Source organism: Microbacterium sp. MDV22-iso44, from assembly GCF_058629135.1.
Map to the genome: position 1 here is coordinate 968,041 of NZ_JBZVWS010000001.1, position 14,626 is coordinate 982,666.

General features: G+C 71.2%; 18 protein-coding genes. 6 read left to right on the forward strand and 12 right to left on the reverse strand.

Going from position 1 to position 14,626, the window contains the following annotated elements; all coding sequences use genetic code 11:
- Positions 1 to 5: 5 nt before the first annotated feature.
- Entirely contained in the window at positions 6 to 299 is a 294-nt protein-coding gene (locus AC4NN1_RS04760) for a hypothetical protein (protein ID WP_491954688.1), read from the reverse strand.
- On the opposite strand from AC4NN1_RS04760, the gene AC4NN1_RS04765 reads away from it, so the two are divergent.
- Positions 298 to 702 carry a hypothetical protein gene (locus AC4NN1_RS04765; protein ID WP_491954689.1) on the forward strand — a complete coding sequence of 135 codons (405 nt, stop codon included), beginning with the start codon at positions 298 to 300 and terminating at the stop codon, positions 700 to 702. The two genes, AC4NN1_RS04760 and AC4NN1_RS04765, sit on opposite strands and share 2 nt — an antisense overlap.
- Here the strand turns inward: AC4NN1_RS04765 and AC4NN1_RS04770 are convergent.
- Complete coding sequence (locus AC4NN1_RS04770; protein WP_020096879.1) at positions 654 to 1,442, reverse strand: SDR family NAD(P)-dependent oxidoreductase; 789 nt, start codon at positions 1,440 to 1,442, stop codon at positions 654 to 656. The genes AC4NN1_RS04765 and AC4NN1_RS04770 overlap by 49 nt on opposite strands.
- Before the next feature lie 120 nt (positions 1,443 to 1,562).
- On the opposite strand from AC4NN1_RS04770, the gene AC4NN1_RS04775 reads away from it, so the two are divergent.
- The gene (locus AC4NN1_RS04775) at positions 1,563 to 2,453 is read left to right on the forward strand and encodes an AraC family transcriptional regulator (protein WP_491954690.1); all 891 of its coding nucleotides are present in this window, start codon (positions 1,563 to 1,565) and stop codon (positions 2,451 to 2,453) included.
- A gap of 3 nt (positions 2,454 to 2,456) precedes the next feature.
- Here AC4NN1_RS04775 and AC4NN1_RS04780 read toward each other — a convergent pair whose 3' ends face one another.
- Positions 2,457 to 2,894 (reverse strand): hypothetical protein, encoded by a 438-nt coding sequence (locus AC4NN1_RS04780; protein ID WP_491954691.1) that lies wholly within the window; start codon positions 2,892 to 2,894, stop codon positions 2,457 to 2,459.
- A gap of 190 nt (positions 2,895 to 3,084) precedes the next feature.
- On the opposite strand from AC4NN1_RS04780, the gene AC4NN1_RS04785 reads away from it, so the two are divergent.
- Positions 3,085 to 3,366 (forward strand): HesB/IscA family protein, encoded by a 282-nt coding sequence (locus AC4NN1_RS04785; protein WP_116228728.1) that lies wholly within the window; start codon positions 3,085 to 3,087, stop codon positions 3,364 to 3,366.
- Positions 3,367 to 3,451: 85 nt separating this feature from the next.
- Here the strand turns inward: AC4NN1_RS04785 and AC4NN1_RS04790 are convergent, their stop codons facing one another.
- Together AC4NN1_RS04790 and AC4NN1_RS04795 are read right to left on the reverse strand one after the other, a co-directional pair.
- On the reverse strand, positions 3,452 to 3,811 hold the full coding sequence (locus AC4NN1_RS04790) for a hypothetical protein (protein WP_491954692.1): 360 nt from the start codon (positions 3,809 to 3,811) through the stop codon (positions 3,452 to 3,454).
- Positions 3,812 to 3,842: 31 nt separating this feature from the next.
- Positions 3,843 to 4,127 carry a hypothetical protein gene (locus tag AC4NN1_RS04795; RefSeq protein ID WP_336124212.1) on the reverse strand — a complete coding sequence of 95 codons (285 nt, stop codon included), beginning with the start codon at positions 4,125 to 4,127 and terminating at the stop codon, positions 3,843 to 3,845.
- A gap of 116 nt (positions 4,128 to 4,243) precedes the next feature.
- Here AC4NN1_RS04795 and AC4NN1_RS04800 point away from each other — a divergent pair, with 116 nt between their 5' ends.
- Together AC4NN1_RS04800 and AC4NN1_RS04805 are read left to right on the forward strand one after the other, a co-directional pair.
- Entirely contained in the window at positions 4,244 to 4,840 is a 597-nt protein-coding gene (locus tag AC4NN1_RS04800; RefSeq protein ID WP_491954693.1) for a hypothetical protein, read from the forward strand.
- A 98-nt stretch (positions 4,841 to 4,938) separates the two neighbouring features.
- Positions 4,939 to 6,345, forward strand: a complete 1,407-nt coding sequence (locus AC4NN1_RS04805) for a PepSY-associated TM helix domain-containing protein (protein WP_491954694.1) — start codon at positions 4,939 to 4,941, stop codon at positions 6,343 to 6,345.
- Positions 6,346 to 6,408: 63 nt separating this feature from the next.
- Here the strand turns inward: AC4NN1_RS04805 and ykgO are convergent, their stop codons facing one another.
- On the reverse strand, positions 6,409 to 6,531 hold the full coding sequence (gene ykgO / locus AC4NN1_RS04810; RefSeq protein ID WP_018188560.1) for a type B 50S ribosomal protein L36: 123 nt from the start codon (positions 6,529 to 6,531) through the stop codon (positions 6,409 to 6,411).
- A gap of 66 nt (positions 6,532 to 6,597) precedes the next feature.
- Here ykgO and AC4NN1_RS04815 point away from each other — a divergent pair, with 66 nt between their 5' ends.
- Positions 6,598 to 7,632, forward strand: coding sequence for a GTP-binding protein (locus tag AC4NN1_RS04815; RefSeq protein ID WP_491954695.1), 1,035 nt, complete (start codon positions 6,598 to 6,600; stop codon positions 7,630 to 7,632).
- Between the two features lie 87 nt (positions 7,633 to 7,719).
- Here the strand turns inward: AC4NN1_RS04815 and AC4NN1_RS04820 are convergent, their stop codons facing one another.
- The 6 genes from AC4NN1_RS04820 to imuA' form a co-directional block, all read right to left on the reverse strand.
- Positions 7,720 to 7,875 carry a zinc transporter permease gene (locus tag AC4NN1_RS04820; RefSeq protein WP_116228723.1) on the reverse strand — a complete coding sequence of 52 codons (156 nt, stop codon included), beginning with the start codon at positions 7,873 to 7,875 and terminating at the stop codon, positions 7,720 to 7,722.
- The gene (locus AC4NN1_RS04825) at positions 7,872 to 8,189 is read right to left on the reverse strand and encodes an ArsR/SmtB family transcription factor (RefSeq protein WP_065570038.1); all 318 of its coding nucleotides are present in this window, start codon (positions 8,187 to 8,189) and stop codon (positions 7,872 to 7,874) included. The genes AC4NN1_RS04820 and AC4NN1_RS04825 overlap by 4 nt, the downstream gene beginning before the upstream one ends.
- A 61-nt stretch (positions 8,190 to 8,250) precedes the next feature.
- Positions 8,251 to 8,619 (reverse strand): SdpI family protein, encoded by a 369-nt coding sequence (locus AC4NN1_RS04830; RefSeq protein WP_116228722.1) that lies wholly within the window; start codon positions 8,617 to 8,619, stop codon positions 8,251 to 8,253.
- A gap of 18 nt (positions 8,620 to 8,637) precedes the next feature.
- Entirely contained in the window at positions 8,638 to 12,306 is a 3,669-nt protein-coding gene (locus tag AC4NN1_RS04835) for an error-prone DNA polymerase (protein ID WP_491954696.1), read from the reverse strand.
- Positions 12,306 to 13,889, reverse strand: coding sequence for a DNA polymerase Y family protein (locus AC4NN1_RS04840; protein WP_491954697.1), 1,584 nt, complete (start codon positions 13,887 to 13,889; stop codon positions 12,306 to 12,308). The genes AC4NN1_RS04835 and AC4NN1_RS04840 overlap by 1 nt, the downstream gene beginning before the upstream one ends.
- Positions 13,889 to 14,575 carry a DnaE2-dependent mutagenesis accessory factor ImuA' gene (gene imuA' / locus AC4NN1_RS04845; RefSeq protein ID WP_491954871.1) on the reverse strand — a complete coding sequence of 229 codons (687 nt, stop codon included), beginning with the start codon at positions 14,573 to 14,575 and terminating at the stop codon, positions 13,889 to 13,891. The genes AC4NN1_RS04840 and imuA' overlap by 1 nt, the downstream gene beginning before the upstream one ends.
- Between the last annotated feature and the right edge of the window lie 51 nt (positions 14,576 to 14,626).

The window sequence follows — 14,626 nt, forward strand, 5'->3', positions numbered from 1 at the left end:
GGCCGTCAGTGGTCGGCGTCGAACTCTTCGTTATGCGTGCGCATCTGCTGGATGTGCGCCTTCGTCATCTGATCCTTCGGCGTGCCCTGCGTCAGCGACCACTCCGGGTTGCTCTCGGGCCCGCCGAGCACGCACTCCTGGTAGTACTGGCCGAACTCGTTCTCGGCGAGGATCGTGACATACCAGTGCGGCGAGACGGACCGCTCGTACACGGTCGGCTGGCCGATCTGCGTGTCACCCGCGCTCTGACCCGTGCGGTGCTCCTTGGCGCACAGCGTCCCGGCCTGGCCTGCGGTCATGCCCGCGGCATCCGGATCGCCATCCGGATCGGTGCCGTTCGGGGGTTCGACGGGACGCGTCGCGGGCGGACCGGCCGGCGGCGTCGTCGGCGAGACGCCCGGACTCGGGGTCCCCGGCGTCGGTGTACCGCTCGGCGTCGGGCTGGGAACCGTCGGGCTCGGCGACGACGCACGCGGCGACGGCGATGAGATCGTCGGCGTCGGGGACGGCTCGGGAGCGCACCCCGCCAGCATCAGCGCCGCGATCGCCAGCGCACCCGCCACCAGAGTCGTCTTGCGTGCCACGGTGTCCTCCGTCTCGTCGACAGGACAACCATCTCACCCGCGGCGGGCCGCCGACGACCGCACCGCCGATCACCCCACCCGCGCCGCCACGATCCCGCCGTCGATGCTGACCACCTGACCGTGCACGTACGCGGACTCGTCCGACGCGAGAAAGCGCACGGCGTGCGCGATGTCGATCGGCCGCCCCGGCTCCCCCGCCGGCGAGACCGCCGTCATCATCTTCAGGATCTCGAGCGCCGCCGCGTTGCCGGGGGTCAGGATCGCGCCCGGCGCGACGGCATTGACCCGCACGCCGCGGGGCCCGAACTCCGCCGCCCACGCCTGCGTCAGATGCTCGAGCGCCGCCTTCGTCGCCGGATACAAACCGACGTTGGGCGTGCCGATGTGCGCCATCCACGAGGTGATGTTCACGATGACGCCCGACCCCTGCGCGACCATCCCGGGAGCGAGCGCGCCCACCAGGTCGTGCGGCACGCGCACGTTCGTCGCGAGGAGTGCGGCCACGTCGTCGTCCGACAGATCCGGCGTCGGACCGATCGGGAAGATCCCCGCATTGTTCACGAGCACGTCGACACGGCCGCCCAACGCCTCGGTCGCCTGCGCCGCGAACGCCCGCGCGGCGGCGGGACTGTCGGCCAGGTCGCCCGTGACGACGGATGCCGCGCCCCCGCCGTCCGCGATGGCCGCGGCCACGGCTTCGGCACGACCGACGTCGCGACCGTGGACGACGACGTGCGCGCCCGACGCGGCGAGCACATGCGCGATCGCCTCGCCGATGCCGCTCGAGGATCCGGTGACGATGGCGGTGCGACCGGCGAGGCGCTGGTCGCGAGGAAGGGTGAGGAGGTTCGTGGTCATTCCTCCACCGTGACGGACCGGCGCCCGACCAGGTTGCCTGATCCGGTCGGATGCTTGCCGGTTCCCGGTCACGGCGACCCTGCCCGAGCCGGGAGGCCCGGCATCCGCTTCAATGGGCACATGGACGAGCGGACCCGGACGAGCCTCGACCGCGCCGCGGACCGCGTGCGACGGCACATCGACCGCGTCGCCGCGGCCGAGTCGCTCGGGCTGATCCTGGGGCGCACGACCGCGCCGAGCCCGACGATGTTCGTGCAGTACAAGCCGTGCGTCTCGGTCGTCCTCACGGGGCGCAAGGTCTCGGGCGACGACTCCGCGGCGGGTGAGGAATGGGGTCCCGGGCGCTTCCTCATCACGCCCGTCGACCTGCCCCTGTTCGCCCGTGTGACCGAGACCGGGCCTGAGGGCGACTTCGTCTCCGTCAACTGGCGGATCGACCCCGCCGTCGTCGCCGAGATCGCCGGACAGCTGCCCCTCCCCGCTGCGTCCGAAGCGCCAGAGCGGCTCGGCACTATGACGGCGGAGATCGCCGACGTCGTCGATCGGATGCTCGCGCTCCTCGACGCCCCCGCCGAAGCCGGCGTCCTCGCGCCGCTGCTGAACCGCGAGCTCATCGTCCGCCTCCTGCAGAGCGACCAGGCCGCGCGCGTGCTCGCCGCGGCGACCCACGCGAACGCCGACATCGTCACCGCCGTGATCACGACATTGACCCGCCGGCTGGCCGAGCCGTGGACGCTCGACGCGATCGCGGCATCCGTCGGCGCCAGCCCGACCACGGTGAGCCGTCGCTTCCGCGAACTCACCGGGCTCACGCCCATGCGGTACCTCAAGCGACTGCGCCTCGGCGAGGCGCGACGCCTGCTGATCACCGACGGCGACACCGCCGCGCAGGCCGGCGCCGCGGTCGGGTACGTCAGCGCATCGCACTTCTCGCGCGACTACCGCTCCGCGTACGGGCGCTCCCCGGCATCCGACGCGACCGACCTGCGGGAGCGGATGCGGGCGAGCTGACGCTCACGCATCGGCGGGCGTCTGCCCCTTCTCGGTCGCATTGAACCAGCCCAGCCAGCCGGCGTCGGTCCTCACGACCTCGTACGGTCCGCAGACGAACACGGTCGCCGGCAGCGGCTCGCCGAGGCTGCCGTAGCGGCTGTCGAAGGGCAGACCACGGCGGTCCATCTCGGCGCAGTCTTCGAGTTCTCCGCCCTCGACCGCGATGACGGCGTTCGTCTCGTTGGTCGTCGCGGTGTTCTTCACGGACGTCGCGTCTGCCGGGATCCACGCGGGCATCTCGACGCCGACCCACCCCTCCGCAGCGGCGGCGCGATCGGCGAACTCCTCGGAGTGCACCTTCTCGAGGGTGTCCATCGGGTTGCAGGCGGCGAGCGCGAGCACGAGCAGAGGGGCGACGAGGCCGGCGGCGGCAGCGAGACGGAGACGAGTGTGGGTCATGACTCGAGTCAAGCCGTGCGGCCTCACGGGCGAATCGGCCCGCATGATGATCCGGGGTACGCCGCGGGGATGATGTGCGAACCTCCGTAAGCCGTGTGAGTGCGCGGGAATGGTGTGTCAGCGGTTGCGGCGGCATCCGATTCTCGGCATCGTTGCCCGCTCACGCCCGCAATCCACGGAAGGGAGCATCATGCTCACTCTCACCGAGAACGCCAGCACCGCCGTCAAGAGCCTCGCCACCCAGATCCCCACCGAGACCGGTGGACTCCGGATCGCCGAGGCCGCAGACCCGCAGAACGGGTACGCACTGTCTCTCGCTCCCGCTCCGGCCGACGGCGACACCGTCGTCGAAAGCGATGGAGCTCGCGTGTTCGTCGCGCCGACGGCGAGCGTCGCGCTCGACGACCGCATCCTCGACGCCCGTCTCGAAGAGGACGGATCGGTCGGCTTCGCGCTCGCGCAGGCCGTCTGACACAGACGCTTCTCGAAAGCCTCGGACCCGAGAGGTCCGGGGCTTTCGTGCGTTCAGGGGCCTGATGCGCCCGGCATCCCGCGTCTCAGAACGAGGCGCCGATGCGCTTCTGCAGCTTTCGGAGGTTGGTCGATTCGGGGATGGTCCACTCGGCGGCGCCGCCGTCGAACTCGATGCGGACCACCTGAGCTCCCTGCTGAATGTCCTCGAGGTACGACATGCGAAGCGGCTGCGGCGCGATGGCGACGCCCGTGAGGGTCACGTCGTTGATGGCGATCGTGCGATGGTCGATCGCCACCTCCCCGCCCACGTCCTCCCGCGACGACAGACCCTCGATCTCGCCGCGTGTCAGCCGGATCCGGCTGTGCACGTGCCGCGGACCCCGCCGAGCATCGCCGACGGCCACGAGCGCGTCGCCGAGTACCTCGAAGATCTCAGCCAGCATGCGACGATCATGGCACGTCGCTCCGCGCGCGTCAGGCCATGCGCTCGACGCGCTGCTTAGCCTTCGCCGGCGCCCGAAGCGTCCGCACCGACGCGGCGATGCACGCGCCCGACAGGAGCAGCACGGCCACCGCGCCGATCAGCATCAGTACCCCGAGGACGATGACGGGCCGCGGGTTCGTGATGAACAGCACTCCGAGGATCGCGAAACCCGCCGCGACGACGAGGAACACCAGGCTCATGAAGATCGCGATGAACGCGCCCGAGCCCATCTGCTTGCGCTGGACCGCGTCGTTCCGCTGCGCCTGGTTCGTCATGATGTCCTCCGACCGGTGAAAGTCCTCCCACGGTAATCGCGCCCATCGGCTTCTCCCCAGGGCTTGCGCAGCGCGGTCCACCTCGCAAGGGCACCTGCCCCTGCCACAATGGAGCCGTGCGTCCGTCCCGAGTCTCCCGCGTCGCGCGCGGTGCACTCGCGGCATCCGTCGCCACCTGGGCGGCACTGTTGTCGCACGTCGCCGGCGGCGGACAGGTCCCCGGCTGGCTCGGCATCGCCGTGCCCTTCGCCCTGTCGCTCTTCGTCTGCACGGCGCTCGCAGGGCGACGCCTCTCGCTCCCCCGCCTGGCGCTCGCGGTCACCGGCAGCCAGCTGCTGTTCCACACGCTCTTCGTGCTCGGCACGATCACCCCGTCGGCGACGCCGCACCAGCACGGGATGCCCCTGATGACGGATGCCGGGGGCACCGCCGCGGCGATCTGCGCCGACCCGCTCATGTGGGCCATGCACGGCCTCGCCGCCGTCCTCACCATCGCGCTGCTGCACCGCGGCGAACGCGCGGCGCAGCGCCTGCTCGCCGTCGCGGCCGAGATCGCCCGGTGGGTGCGCCGCCGAATCCTCACCGCCGTCCTCGCTCTCGAGGCCGTCGACCGTCCGACTCCGGCACCCGCCTCCAGCGACGTCCCGGTGCTGCGATCGGTCGCCGTCCGTGTCGCGGCCGGCCGCGGTCCCCCTCGCGTGCTCGCGATCTGACGCGCGCCGCCGGTCCGCTCTCGACGAGGGATGCCGCGGTGCGCCGCGCCGTGTCATCGGCGCGCCCTCTTGCCGCACCCTTCTTCTCGAAAGCAATCATGACCGCCACCCTGCCCACCCCACCCGCCACCGCCCGACCCGCCCGACGACCGGGCTGGTTCGGCGCCTTCCTCGTGCGTCTGCACTTCTACGCCGGCATCCTCGTCGGACCGTTCATCCTCGTCGCCGCGCTCAGCGGCGCCCTCTACGCCCTGTCCCCGACGATCGAGCAGGCTGTCTACGCGCGGCAGCTGCACGCGCCGGTCACCGACATGCAGCTCAGCCTCGGCCAGCAGGTCGAGATCGCCGAGGCGCACGTCGGCGACGCTGCGACGCTCTCTGCGGTCCGGCCGGCTCCCGAGCCAGGCGATACGACGCGCGTCATGTTCTCGCAGGACGGCCTCGGAGAGAGCGAGTCGCGTGCCGTGTTCGTCGACCCCGGCACCGGTGAGGTCCGCGGGGACGAGACCGTTTACGGCACGAGCGGATCGCTGCCGCTGCGCACCGCGATCAGCAACATCCACCGCAGCCTCGGGCTCGGCGACCCGGGCCGCCTGTACAGCGAGCTCGCCGCATCGTGGCTCGGCATCGTCGTCGTCGCCGGGGTGATCATGTGGGTCATCCGCATCCGCACGGCACGCACGAAGAGGGACTTCGTCCGGCCGGCGCGCGCCTACACCGGGTATCGACGCTTCTTCAGTTGGCACACCTCGCTCGGAATCTGGATCGCGCTCGGCGCGGTGTTCCTCTCTGCGACGGGGATCACGTGGTCGACCTACGGCGGACAGAACGTCACGAACCTGCGCGCCGCGCTCGACTGGACCACGCCCGCCGTGTCGACGAGCCTCGGCGGAGCGGCCGGCGGCGGGGATGAGCACGCGGGGCACGGCGCGGCATCCGCTGCACTCACCGTCGACCCGAACACGTTCGACGACGTGCTCGCGGCGGCACGCAAGGTCAACATCGATACGGGGATGGTGCAGATCACGCCGCCCGCCGCGGCCGATCAGGCGTGGAAGGTGCAGGAGATCGACCGCGGCTTCCCCGGCCATCTCGATGCCGTCGCGATCGACGGCACGACGCTGCAGACCGTCGACCGTGTCGACTTCGCCGACTTCTCGCTGCCGGCCAAGCTCGCCTCGTGGGGCGTCGCGATCCACATGGGCGTCATGTTCGGACTCGCGAACCAGATCGTCATGTTCCTGCTCGCCCTCTCGATCGCCGGCATGGTCGTGCTCGGCTACGTCATGTGGGTCAAGCGGCGACCCATCAAGACCGCACGGGTCGGGATGCCGCCGCGCCGCGGCGTGCTCGACGGTGCCCCACGGTGGGGTGTCACGGCTGTGGTCGCGGGCGGCGTGCTGCTCGGACTCGCGTTGCCGCTCGTCGGCTGGACCCTCGCCGCGTTCGTCGTGGTCGACGTGATCGTGGATGCGGTGCAGCGGCGGCGCGCCGCGGCGGGGTAAGTCGCGGCCCCGAGATCAGCGGGTCAGTACCAGGTGACGCCGGCCCAGCACGCCGGGCCGGCGTCAGCCTTGGCGGCCCTTGAACCGCGGGTTGAGCTTGTTGATGACGAACACCCGCCCGCGTCGGCGGACGACCTGCGCGCCGGGTTGCTTCTTCAGGGACTTCAGGGACGCTCGGACCTTCATGACACACTCCTAATTGAGAACGGTTATCATCAAGGGTACACACGCCGGGATGGAATGAGGTGTCGGATGATCGAGACGGACGTGATCGCCGTGATGGGAGCATGCGGTCCCGAGCGGGCGCGCTACGCGGCACGATTGAGCCAGGCGACGTCGAGGCCCCTCCTCGCGGCATCCCGACTCGCCCCGCAGGACCCGGCGTCGAGCGCAGCAGCCTTTCTGCCGTGGCTCGACGTCGGGAGCGGTGTCGTGGCCGAGTTCCCGTCGGATGCCTCGATTCTCGACGTCATCGGGACGCTCGCCGAGCGCGGCAGCGGGCTGCGCCTGCGCGGCGTCGTGTGCGTCGTCGATGCGCCCCACCTCCTCGACGACCTCCGACGCGAGACCTACGCGGGATCTGCCGAGGTCGACGACAGCGGGATGCCGCGCACCCGCTACACGGCTCACGCCCTGCTCGCGGTGCAGCAGCTCGAGTACGCGTCGACGATCATGCTCGTGAATTGGTCGGGACTGTCGACTCCGGACCTCTCGATCACGATGGCGCTGGTCAGCCACCTCGCCCCGTCCGCGCGACTGCGTCTGCATCAGCCGGCCGTCGATCTGCTGCCCGTCGCACCGATCCCGATTCGCTCCCACCAGGACGCGCCCGGATGGGTGCAGCTGCTGAACGGGGAGTTCGCGCCGCACATGACCGACCCGCGGATCAGCGCCCTGCGGTACGAGAACGTCCGCCCGCTGCATCCTGGACGCCTGAACACTCTGCTCGACGAACGGATCGAGAGCGGGGAGTTCGGCTCCGTCATCCGCTCGGCGGGGTTCTGCCGCTTCGCGACCCGCTCGAACGTCATCGCGCAGTGGGATCACGTCGGGTCGATGATCGCCTTCTCGCCCGTCCAGGTGGACGACGGGATGCCGGAGGCTGAGGGGCTCCTCGCCGTCGGCGAGGACATCGCCTTCATCGGCCTGGACCTGCACCACCGCGCGCTTCGCGCCGCCCTCGACGACACCGCGCTCACCGACGACGAGCTCGCGGCGGGACCGTCGGCATGGGCGACCTTCGAGGATCCGTTCCCGACGTGGCAGGTCTCCCGCAGCAGGGAGTGACCAGACAGCGAGGCGGCGAGACTCCGAAGAGCCTCGCCGCCTCGCTGTGATCCGGCGGTTCGCTGTGGTTCAGCGCTTCGCTGTGGTTCAGTGCTCGTCGTAGTGGTCGCCGTGTTCGGCGTGCTTGTGACCGTCGTGCAGGTAGTCGACGTGACCGTCGTGCTCGACCGTCTCGTGACCGCAATCGGCGCCGTGGGCGTGCTCGGCGACGGTGTGCTCTGCGTGGACTTCTTCTGTGCTCATGTTGTCTCCTCGGGTGTGTTCCGGCGCGTCGCGTCGGGTTCCGTGACGTGGGTGAGGGCGTCGGTGATGACGTGCACCACGTGCTCGTCGGCAAGGCGGTACTCGCCCGTCCTGCCGTCTCTCGTCACCTCGACCAACCCCGCCTGCCGCAGCGTCCGAAGATGCTGCGACACGAGAGGCTGAGTCATTCCCGTCGCCTCGACGAGGGCGCCGACGACTAAGGGACCGTCGGCGAGGGCGACGAGCAGACCCAACCGGGATTCGTTACCGAGCACCCGGAACAGATCAGCGGCCGCTGCGATCTCGTTCGCCACGGGTCAACACTCCCCTATACATAGTGACATTGCAATGTGTTTATACAACTGGGGACGATTCTCATCGTCGCGTGTCGCGCTCGAGTTCATTCGCGGCGCGGCTGCCGACGCGTGCGCCGTAGAGGACGCAGGCGAGCACCACGACGGATGCCCCGATCACCACGATCGAGAGGGACTCGGTCGGCACGGGCAGGAACGCGCAGAGCCCGGCGACCAGGGCAGCGACCCCACCCCAGACCGTGGGACGCTTCGCGCGGATGTGGGCGGCGAGCCATGCCTCGTCGCTGGCCATCGTGCTGGGGATGCGGATCCCGGCGATGTGGTTGCGCGTCAACCGCCCCGACGCTGCTGCGGTGGCGACCCAGATGAGCAGGACCCCCATCGCCGCCAGCAGGATCAGAATCGTGAATCGAATGCCCAGGTCGTCCATCACGACAGCCTAGGCAGGTCACTGGAAGTCCCTCGACCGGTGCGTCACCCCCACCCGCAGGTCCTCGAACCCGTCGGCGACGAGGTTCGTCACACCCTCGGGCGAGCGCTCGAGCATGCCGCGCGCGATGAGCGCGGGACTGTCGCGCAGGATGCGCCGGTATCTGTTCCATACCCCGACCGAGCAGATCACGTTCATGACGCCGTGCTCGTCCTCGAGGTTCAGGAAGGTGATCCCGGATGCCGTCGCCGGTCGCTGCCGGTGTGTCACCAACCCCGCGACCTCGATGCGCCGGCCGATCTCGTGCTCGCGCATGCCGCGCGAGGTGATCACCCCGCGCGCGTCGAGCTGCGAGCGGTAGTGCGTCAGCGGGTGGTCGTCGGCCGACACCCCCGTCGCCCACAGATCGGCGGCGAGCACGTCGTAACTCGACTGGTCGGGGAACAGCGGTGGCTGCACCGACACCAGCGATCCCTCGAGGAACTCCTGCCGGTCCTGCGCGGCATCCCCCGCCAACCAGATGCCTTCGCGCCGCGTGATCCCGAGGCTCTCGAACGCGCCCGCCGTCGACAGCGCCTCGAGCTGCGCCGCCGTCGCGCCGGTGCGCCGCACGAGGTCGCGCAGATCCCGGTACGGACCGGATGCCTCCCGCTCCGCCACGATCTTCGTCGCCAGCGGCACCCCGATACCCGTGACCGAGGCGAGCCCCAGCCGCACCGCGAAGTTCCCGTCGCGCCGATGCGCCGCCGATTCGTCAGGCAGCGACCGGTCGAACTCCGGCACAGGCGGCTGGATGCGGTCGGTGCAGGAGTCCCGGCCCGTCGGGGCGCGGCGGTGTCCAGCCCCGGGCTCGGCAGTGGCTGGCCCCGATCCGGCATCCCGGCCCCCGGCATCCCTGCTCCCGAGCGGAGATCTGCGCTCCCGAGGAGGAATCCCGCCCGAAACGTCCTCGCGACGGCCGATCCCCGCGGCAGCGCCGCGCTCGGCGCCCCCGCCCCCGGCCTCCCGACCCCCGGCATCCGCCGCCGCCGAGAACCGAGGAGATGACGCTTCCCGAGGAGCGAAACCCCGCAAACCCTCCTCGGGAACCGACATCTCCTCGCGAGGCGACACCGGCTCGAGCCCCGCCTCGACCCCCGACGCGTGCAGGTCGGGCCGGCGCACCTCGACCCCGTGCCGTCGCGCGTCGGCGGTCAGCGTCGCGGGCGAGTAGAAGCCCATCGGCTGCGCTCGCAAGAGCGCCGCGAGGAACGCCGCCGGGTAGTGCAGCTTCAGCCACGACGACGCGTACACGAGCAGCCCGAACGACAGCGAATGGCTCTCGGCGAAGCCGAAGTTCGCGAACGCCTGGATCTTCACGTAGATGTCGTCGGCGGCCTTACCCGTCAGGTTGTTGCGGGCCATCCCCTCGTACAGCTTCTTCTTCAGCGAATCGATCCGCTCGATCCCGCGCTTCGAGCCCATCGCGCGGCGGAGCAGATCGGCATCCTCCCCCGACAGATCGCCGATCGCCATGCCCATCTGCATGAGCTGCTCCTGGAACACCGGGATGCCGAGAGTCCGCTCCAGCACCGGCTTCAGCTTCGGGTGCGCGTAGGTGACCTTCTCGTCGCCGAGCTTGCGACGCACGAACGGATGCACCGCGCCGCCCTGGATCGGCCCCGGTCGGATGAGGGCGATCTCGACCACGAGGTCGTAGAACTTCCGCGGCTGCAAACGGGGCAGGAGCCCCATCTGCGCGCGGGACTCGACCTGGAACACCCCGATCGAATCGGCGCGGCACAGCATGTCGTAGACGGCTGCCTCTTCCTTCGGCATCACATCGAGGCTCCACCGCTCCCCCGTCGCGGCCTCGATCATGTCGAAGCAGTACTGGAGTGCGGCGAGCATCCCGAGCCCCAGCAGGTCGAACTTCACGAGCCCCATCCACGCGGCGTCGTCCTTGTCCCACTGGATGACGGTGCGGTTCTCCATGCGCGCGTGCTCGATCGGCACGACCTCGCCGACCGGACGATCGGTCAGCACCATTCCGCCCGAGTGGATGCCGAGGTGTCGAGGCGCCTTCAACAGCTCACCCGCGTACGCGATCACCCGATCCGGGATGTCGTGGTCGCCCGGGGTGTCGAGCGTCGCGCCCCACCGCTCCACCTGCTTCGACCAGGCATCCTGCTGACCCGGCGAATGCCCGAGCGCCTTCGCCATGTCGCGGATCGCGTTCTTCGGCCGGTACTGGATGACGTTCGCGACCTGCGCCGCCCGCTCGCGCCCGTAGGTCTCGTAGACCCACTGGATGATCTCCTCGCGCCGGTCCGAGTCGAAGTCGACGTCGATGTCGGGCTCCTCGTCGCGGAGGGCCGAGAGGAACCGCTCGAACGGCAGGTCGTAGAAGATCGAGTCGATCGCCGTGATGTCGAGCAGATAGCAGACAGCGCTGTTCGCGGCGGACCCCCGCCCCTGACACAGGATGCCGCGGCGCCGCGCCTCTTGCACGATGCCGTGCACGATGAGGAAGTACCCCGGGAAGTCCTTCTGCTCGATGACGCCGAGTTCTTTCTCGATGCGCGCGCGGTTCGCGTCGGTGGCATCCGGGTACTTGCGGGGCACGGCCTCCCACACCAGGTGCCGGAGCCACGTCATCGGCGTGTGCCCCTCGGGCACCTGCATCTTCGGCAGCGCGGGCTTGGCCCGTCGCAGCGGGAACGCGAGCGCGTCGGCGAGCTCGACGGTGCGCTCGACCGCGCCCGGATACCGCCGGAACCGCCGCGCCATCTCGGCCCCCGACCGCAGGTGCGCGCTGGCGTGCGACGGCAGCCACCCGTCGAGCTCGTCGAGCCCGCGGTTCGCCCGCACCGCCGCGACCGCCGCCGCGAGGTGCACCTTCTCGGGCACGGCGTAGTGCACGTTGTTCGATGCGACGACCGGAAGCCCCCGCTCGGCGGCGAGCGCGGCGAGCACGTCGTTGTCGCGCGAATCCGTCGGTGCGCCCTGATCGATGAGCTCGACGTCGACCCGCTCGGGCCCGAACAGGTCGACGAGCCGGTCGAGCTCGTACGCCGCCGCGGCCGGCCCGTCGACGGCGAGCGCCTGCCGGACGGCGCCCTTGCGGCATCCGGTCAACACCTGCCAGTGCCCGCCGGCCCGGTCGGCGAGGTCGTGCAGGTCGTAGACCGGGCGCCCCTTCTCGCCGCCCGACAGCTGCGCGCGCGTGATGGCGGCGGCGAGCCGGTGGTAGCCCTCCTCACCGCGGGCGAGCACGAGCAGGTGCCGCCCGTGCGGGTCGGGCTCGCCGTTCTGCGGACCGGGGAGGCCCAGCGACAGCTCCGCCCCGAACACGGTCTGCAGCTGCAGGTGCTCGGCCGCCTCGGCGAAGCGGACGATGCCGTAGAACCCGTCGTGGTCGGTGATCGCGAGGGCGTGCAGGCCCAGGCGCTCGGCCTCTTCGACGAGGTCCTCGGGCGAGGACGCCCCGTCGAGGAAGGAGAACGAGGAGTGCGCGTGAAGTTCGGCGTACGGCACGGCGTCGCGCGGCCGCTCGATCTCGGGCGTGCGGTACTTTCCGCGCTTGTGCGACCACGCCGGACTGTCGCCGCCGTCGGTGCCCGCCGGTGCCCCCTCGGGTCGCCGTCGGTCGCTGAGGATCCGTTCCATCTCCGACCACGAGACCGACGGGTTGTTGCCCCACCCCATCAGTCGTACCTACCCTCGGCGTGCCAGACGCCCTCCTCGCACACCAGCAGCCACGCGGTCTCGGCCTCGTCGACCACCTGGAACCGGTGCGCGCGACGGGTGCGCGCGGCATCCCACCCCCGCTCCATGACGGGCCAGGGTCCTGCCCACGAGGCGATGCGACGCGGATGCCGGGGCCTCCGCGCCCCCGATGCGTCCGGCGCTCCCGGCAGGATCAGCGCGATCGGCTCGGCCGTCAGCTCGCCGCGCCCGTCGACGGCGACCATGTCGTCGTCCCGGTCGATGACGGCGACCGGCACCGGCTCGGGGAAGACGGTCGCCGGCAGCGGGTCGGGCAGGCTCCCCGGCCACGGCCGCGCCCGTTCGGCGATGACGGCACGGTCTCCCCACGGCACGAGCACCTGCCGTTCGGCGAGCCACCGGCCACCGCCCACCTGCGGCGTCACGACGCCGGTGTGCCCGAGCATCGCCTGCACGCGCGAGAGCGCCGAGTGCACGCGTTCCTCCGGCCCCGAGCCGAACAGCCCCGTCACGTGATGGGATGCCGCGTCCACCTTCTCGGGCACGATCCGCACCTTCGCGACCGCGCTCTTGAGCCCTCGCTCCGCGAGTTGCCACCGCACCCGGTCGACGACCGCGGCCGCATCGAACGCGCCGGGATGCAGCCACACCCGCTCACTGTGGTCGCCGCGATCCCCGGTCAGCGCAACGCGCAGCTCGGTGCAGACGAGGTCGACGGCGCCGAGCCCCGAGATGAACTGCTCCGCGGCGAGACGGATGCCGAACGCCACCTGATCGGCGATCTCGAGCGGCGGCTCGAAGCCGACCTCGCGCTCGAGCTCAGGCGGCGGCGTGCGCGGCTGCACGGGCTGCGAGTCGAGCCCCGACGCGAGCGCGTGCAACCGCGCCCCGCGGGGTCCGAGCCGTTCGACGAGCCGCGCGGGCGGCAGCGCGGCGAGCTGACCGAGGGTGTGGATGCCGAGACGCGCGAACAGGCTCGCGACCGACTCGTCCTCGAGCGCCGTCACCGGCATCGGCGCGAGGAACGCGGCCGCCGCCCCCGGCGGCACGATCCGCATCGGGGCGTCCGGGCCCGTGGTGCGGGCGGCCTGCTCCGCCGTGAACGGACCATCCCCCACCCCCGCGCGCACATCGTTCACGCCGAGCTCGGCGAGCGCGCCGGTGAGCGCCGTCGCCGCACCCGCCTCGCCGCCGTAGAACCGCGCGGGGCCCTTCACCCGCAGGGCGCACAGCCCCGGCTCGCGCAGCTGCACACCCGGGGCGATCTCCTCGAGCCGGGCGATGAGCGGGGCGAACGTGCGGTGGTCGCGCGCGTCGTCGGCGTCGACGACCTGGAGCTGCGGGCATCGCGCCTGCGCGTCGCGGCGCCGCATCCCCCGTCGCACGCCGTCCGCCCGCGCAGCGGGCGAGGTCGCGGCGACCATCCCCTTCGCGAAGACGGCGATCGGCCCCTCGGCCTCGGCGAGCCCCTCGAGACCCAGCGCGACCACCGGCCAGTCGGGCACCCAGACGACGAGGCTCCGCACCGGCTCGATCCCGGTGTCGACGAGTGCGGGATCCATCAACTCACCGCCCGCATCGGCAGGTCGACCACCGGGGCGATGGGCTGCTCGCGCACCGCGATCGCCCCATCGGGGGCGGGCAGCAGCATCCGCGACGACCGCGGCACCGGAAAACGCCGGCTCGTGACCGTCACTGTCAGCTCCCGATCCGACAGCACGCCGTAGCCGTCGCCGAGGCCCGACCACCGGGCATCCGTCACATCGATCATCGCCTCGGTCTGCGGCCACGGCCCCTGCACGAGCAGCACCACGCCGCGCTCGCGCATGCGGGCCGCGAGCCGCGAGATCTCGGCATCCTTCGCTCGCGACGGTGGACGCACCGCGACGACCGGCAGCACGTCGGCGATCGTCGCGGTGACCGCGAGCCAGCGCGGACCCGGCTCGGGGATCAGCACGAGGTGCGACAGGTCGACGCCCGCCTTCTCGGCCGCTTCGGCGCCGAACCCCGGCATCCCGACCACCCCGCACCAGCTGCCCGTCTGCGACGGCTGCGCCAGCAGCCCGAACAGCAGCGACATCGAGCCGCCCAGCGAATACGACGATCCCGGCCGCAGCCCCCCGCCCGGCAGCAGCTCGGCCAGGGCAGGATGGGTGGGAAGGGGCGGCGCCTCGAGCTTGCGCCCCTGGATACGAGCCATCTGCGCGCGCAGCCGCTGCACCTCTTGGGCGGTAGCGGTGTCGCGCACGATGGATCTCACCTCGACATGGTAGAAGCTTTGTTCGAACGACTCAAGCCG

Coding starts and splice junctions, on each gene's coding strand:
- AC4NN1_RS04765 (WP_491954689.1), top strand. CDS start 298: ATGCCCGCGGCATCCGGATCGCCATCCGGATCGGTGCCGTTCGGGGGT.
- AC4NN1_RS04760 (WP_491954688.1), bottom strand. CDS start 299: ATGACCGCAGGCCAGGCCGGGACGCTGTGCGCCAAGGAGCACCGCACG.
- AC4NN1_RS04770 (WP_020096879.1), bottom strand. CDS start 1,442: ATGACCACGAACCTCCTCACCCTTCCTCGCGACCAGCGCCTCGCCGGT.
- AC4NN1_RS04775 (WP_491954690.1), top strand. CDS start 1,563: ATGGACGAGCGGACCCGGACGAGCCTCGACCGCGCCGCGGACCGCGTG.
- AC4NN1_RS04780 (WP_491954691.1), bottom strand. CDS start 2,894: ATGACCCACACTCGTCTCCGTCTCGCTGCCGCCGCCGGCCTCGTCGCC.
- AC4NN1_RS04785 (WP_116228728.1), top strand. CDS start 3,085: ATGCTCACTCTCACCGAGAACGCCAGCACCGCCGTCAAGAGCCTCGCC.
- AC4NN1_RS04790 (WP_491954692.1), bottom strand. CDS start 3,811: ATGCTGGCTGAGATCTTCGAGGTACTCGGCGACGCGCTCGTGGCCGTC.
- AC4NN1_RS04795 (WP_336124212.1), bottom strand. CDS start 4,127: ATGACGAACCAGGCGCAGCGGAACGACGCGGTCCAGCGCAAGCAGATG.
- AC4NN1_RS04805 (WP_491954694.1), top strand. CDS start 4,939: ATGACCGCCACCCTGCCCACCCCACCCGCCACCGCCCGACCCGCCCGA.
- ykgO (WP_018188560.1), bottom strand. CDS start 6,531: ATGAAGGTCCGAGCGTCCCTGAAGTCCCTGAAGAAGCAACCCGGCGCG.
- AC4NN1_RS04815 (WP_491954695.1), top strand. CDS start 6,598: ATGATCGAGACGGACGTGATCGCCGTGATGGGAGCATGCGGTCCCGAG.
- AC4NN1_RS04820 (WP_116228723.1), bottom strand. CDS start 7,875: ATGAGCACAGAAGAAGTCCACGCAGAGCACACCGTCGCCGAGCACGCC.
- AC4NN1_RS04830 (WP_116228722.1), bottom strand. CDS start 8,619: ATGGACGACCTGGGCATTCGATTCACGATTCTGATCCTGCTGGCGGCG.
- AC4NN1_RS04835 (WP_491954696.1), bottom strand. CDS start 12,306: ATGGGGTGGGGCAACAACCCGTCGGTCTCGTGGTCGGAGATGGAACGG.
- AC4NN1_RS04840 (WP_491954697.1), bottom strand. CDS start 13,889: ATGGATCCCGCACTCGTCGACACCGGGATCGAGCCGGTGCGGAGCCTC.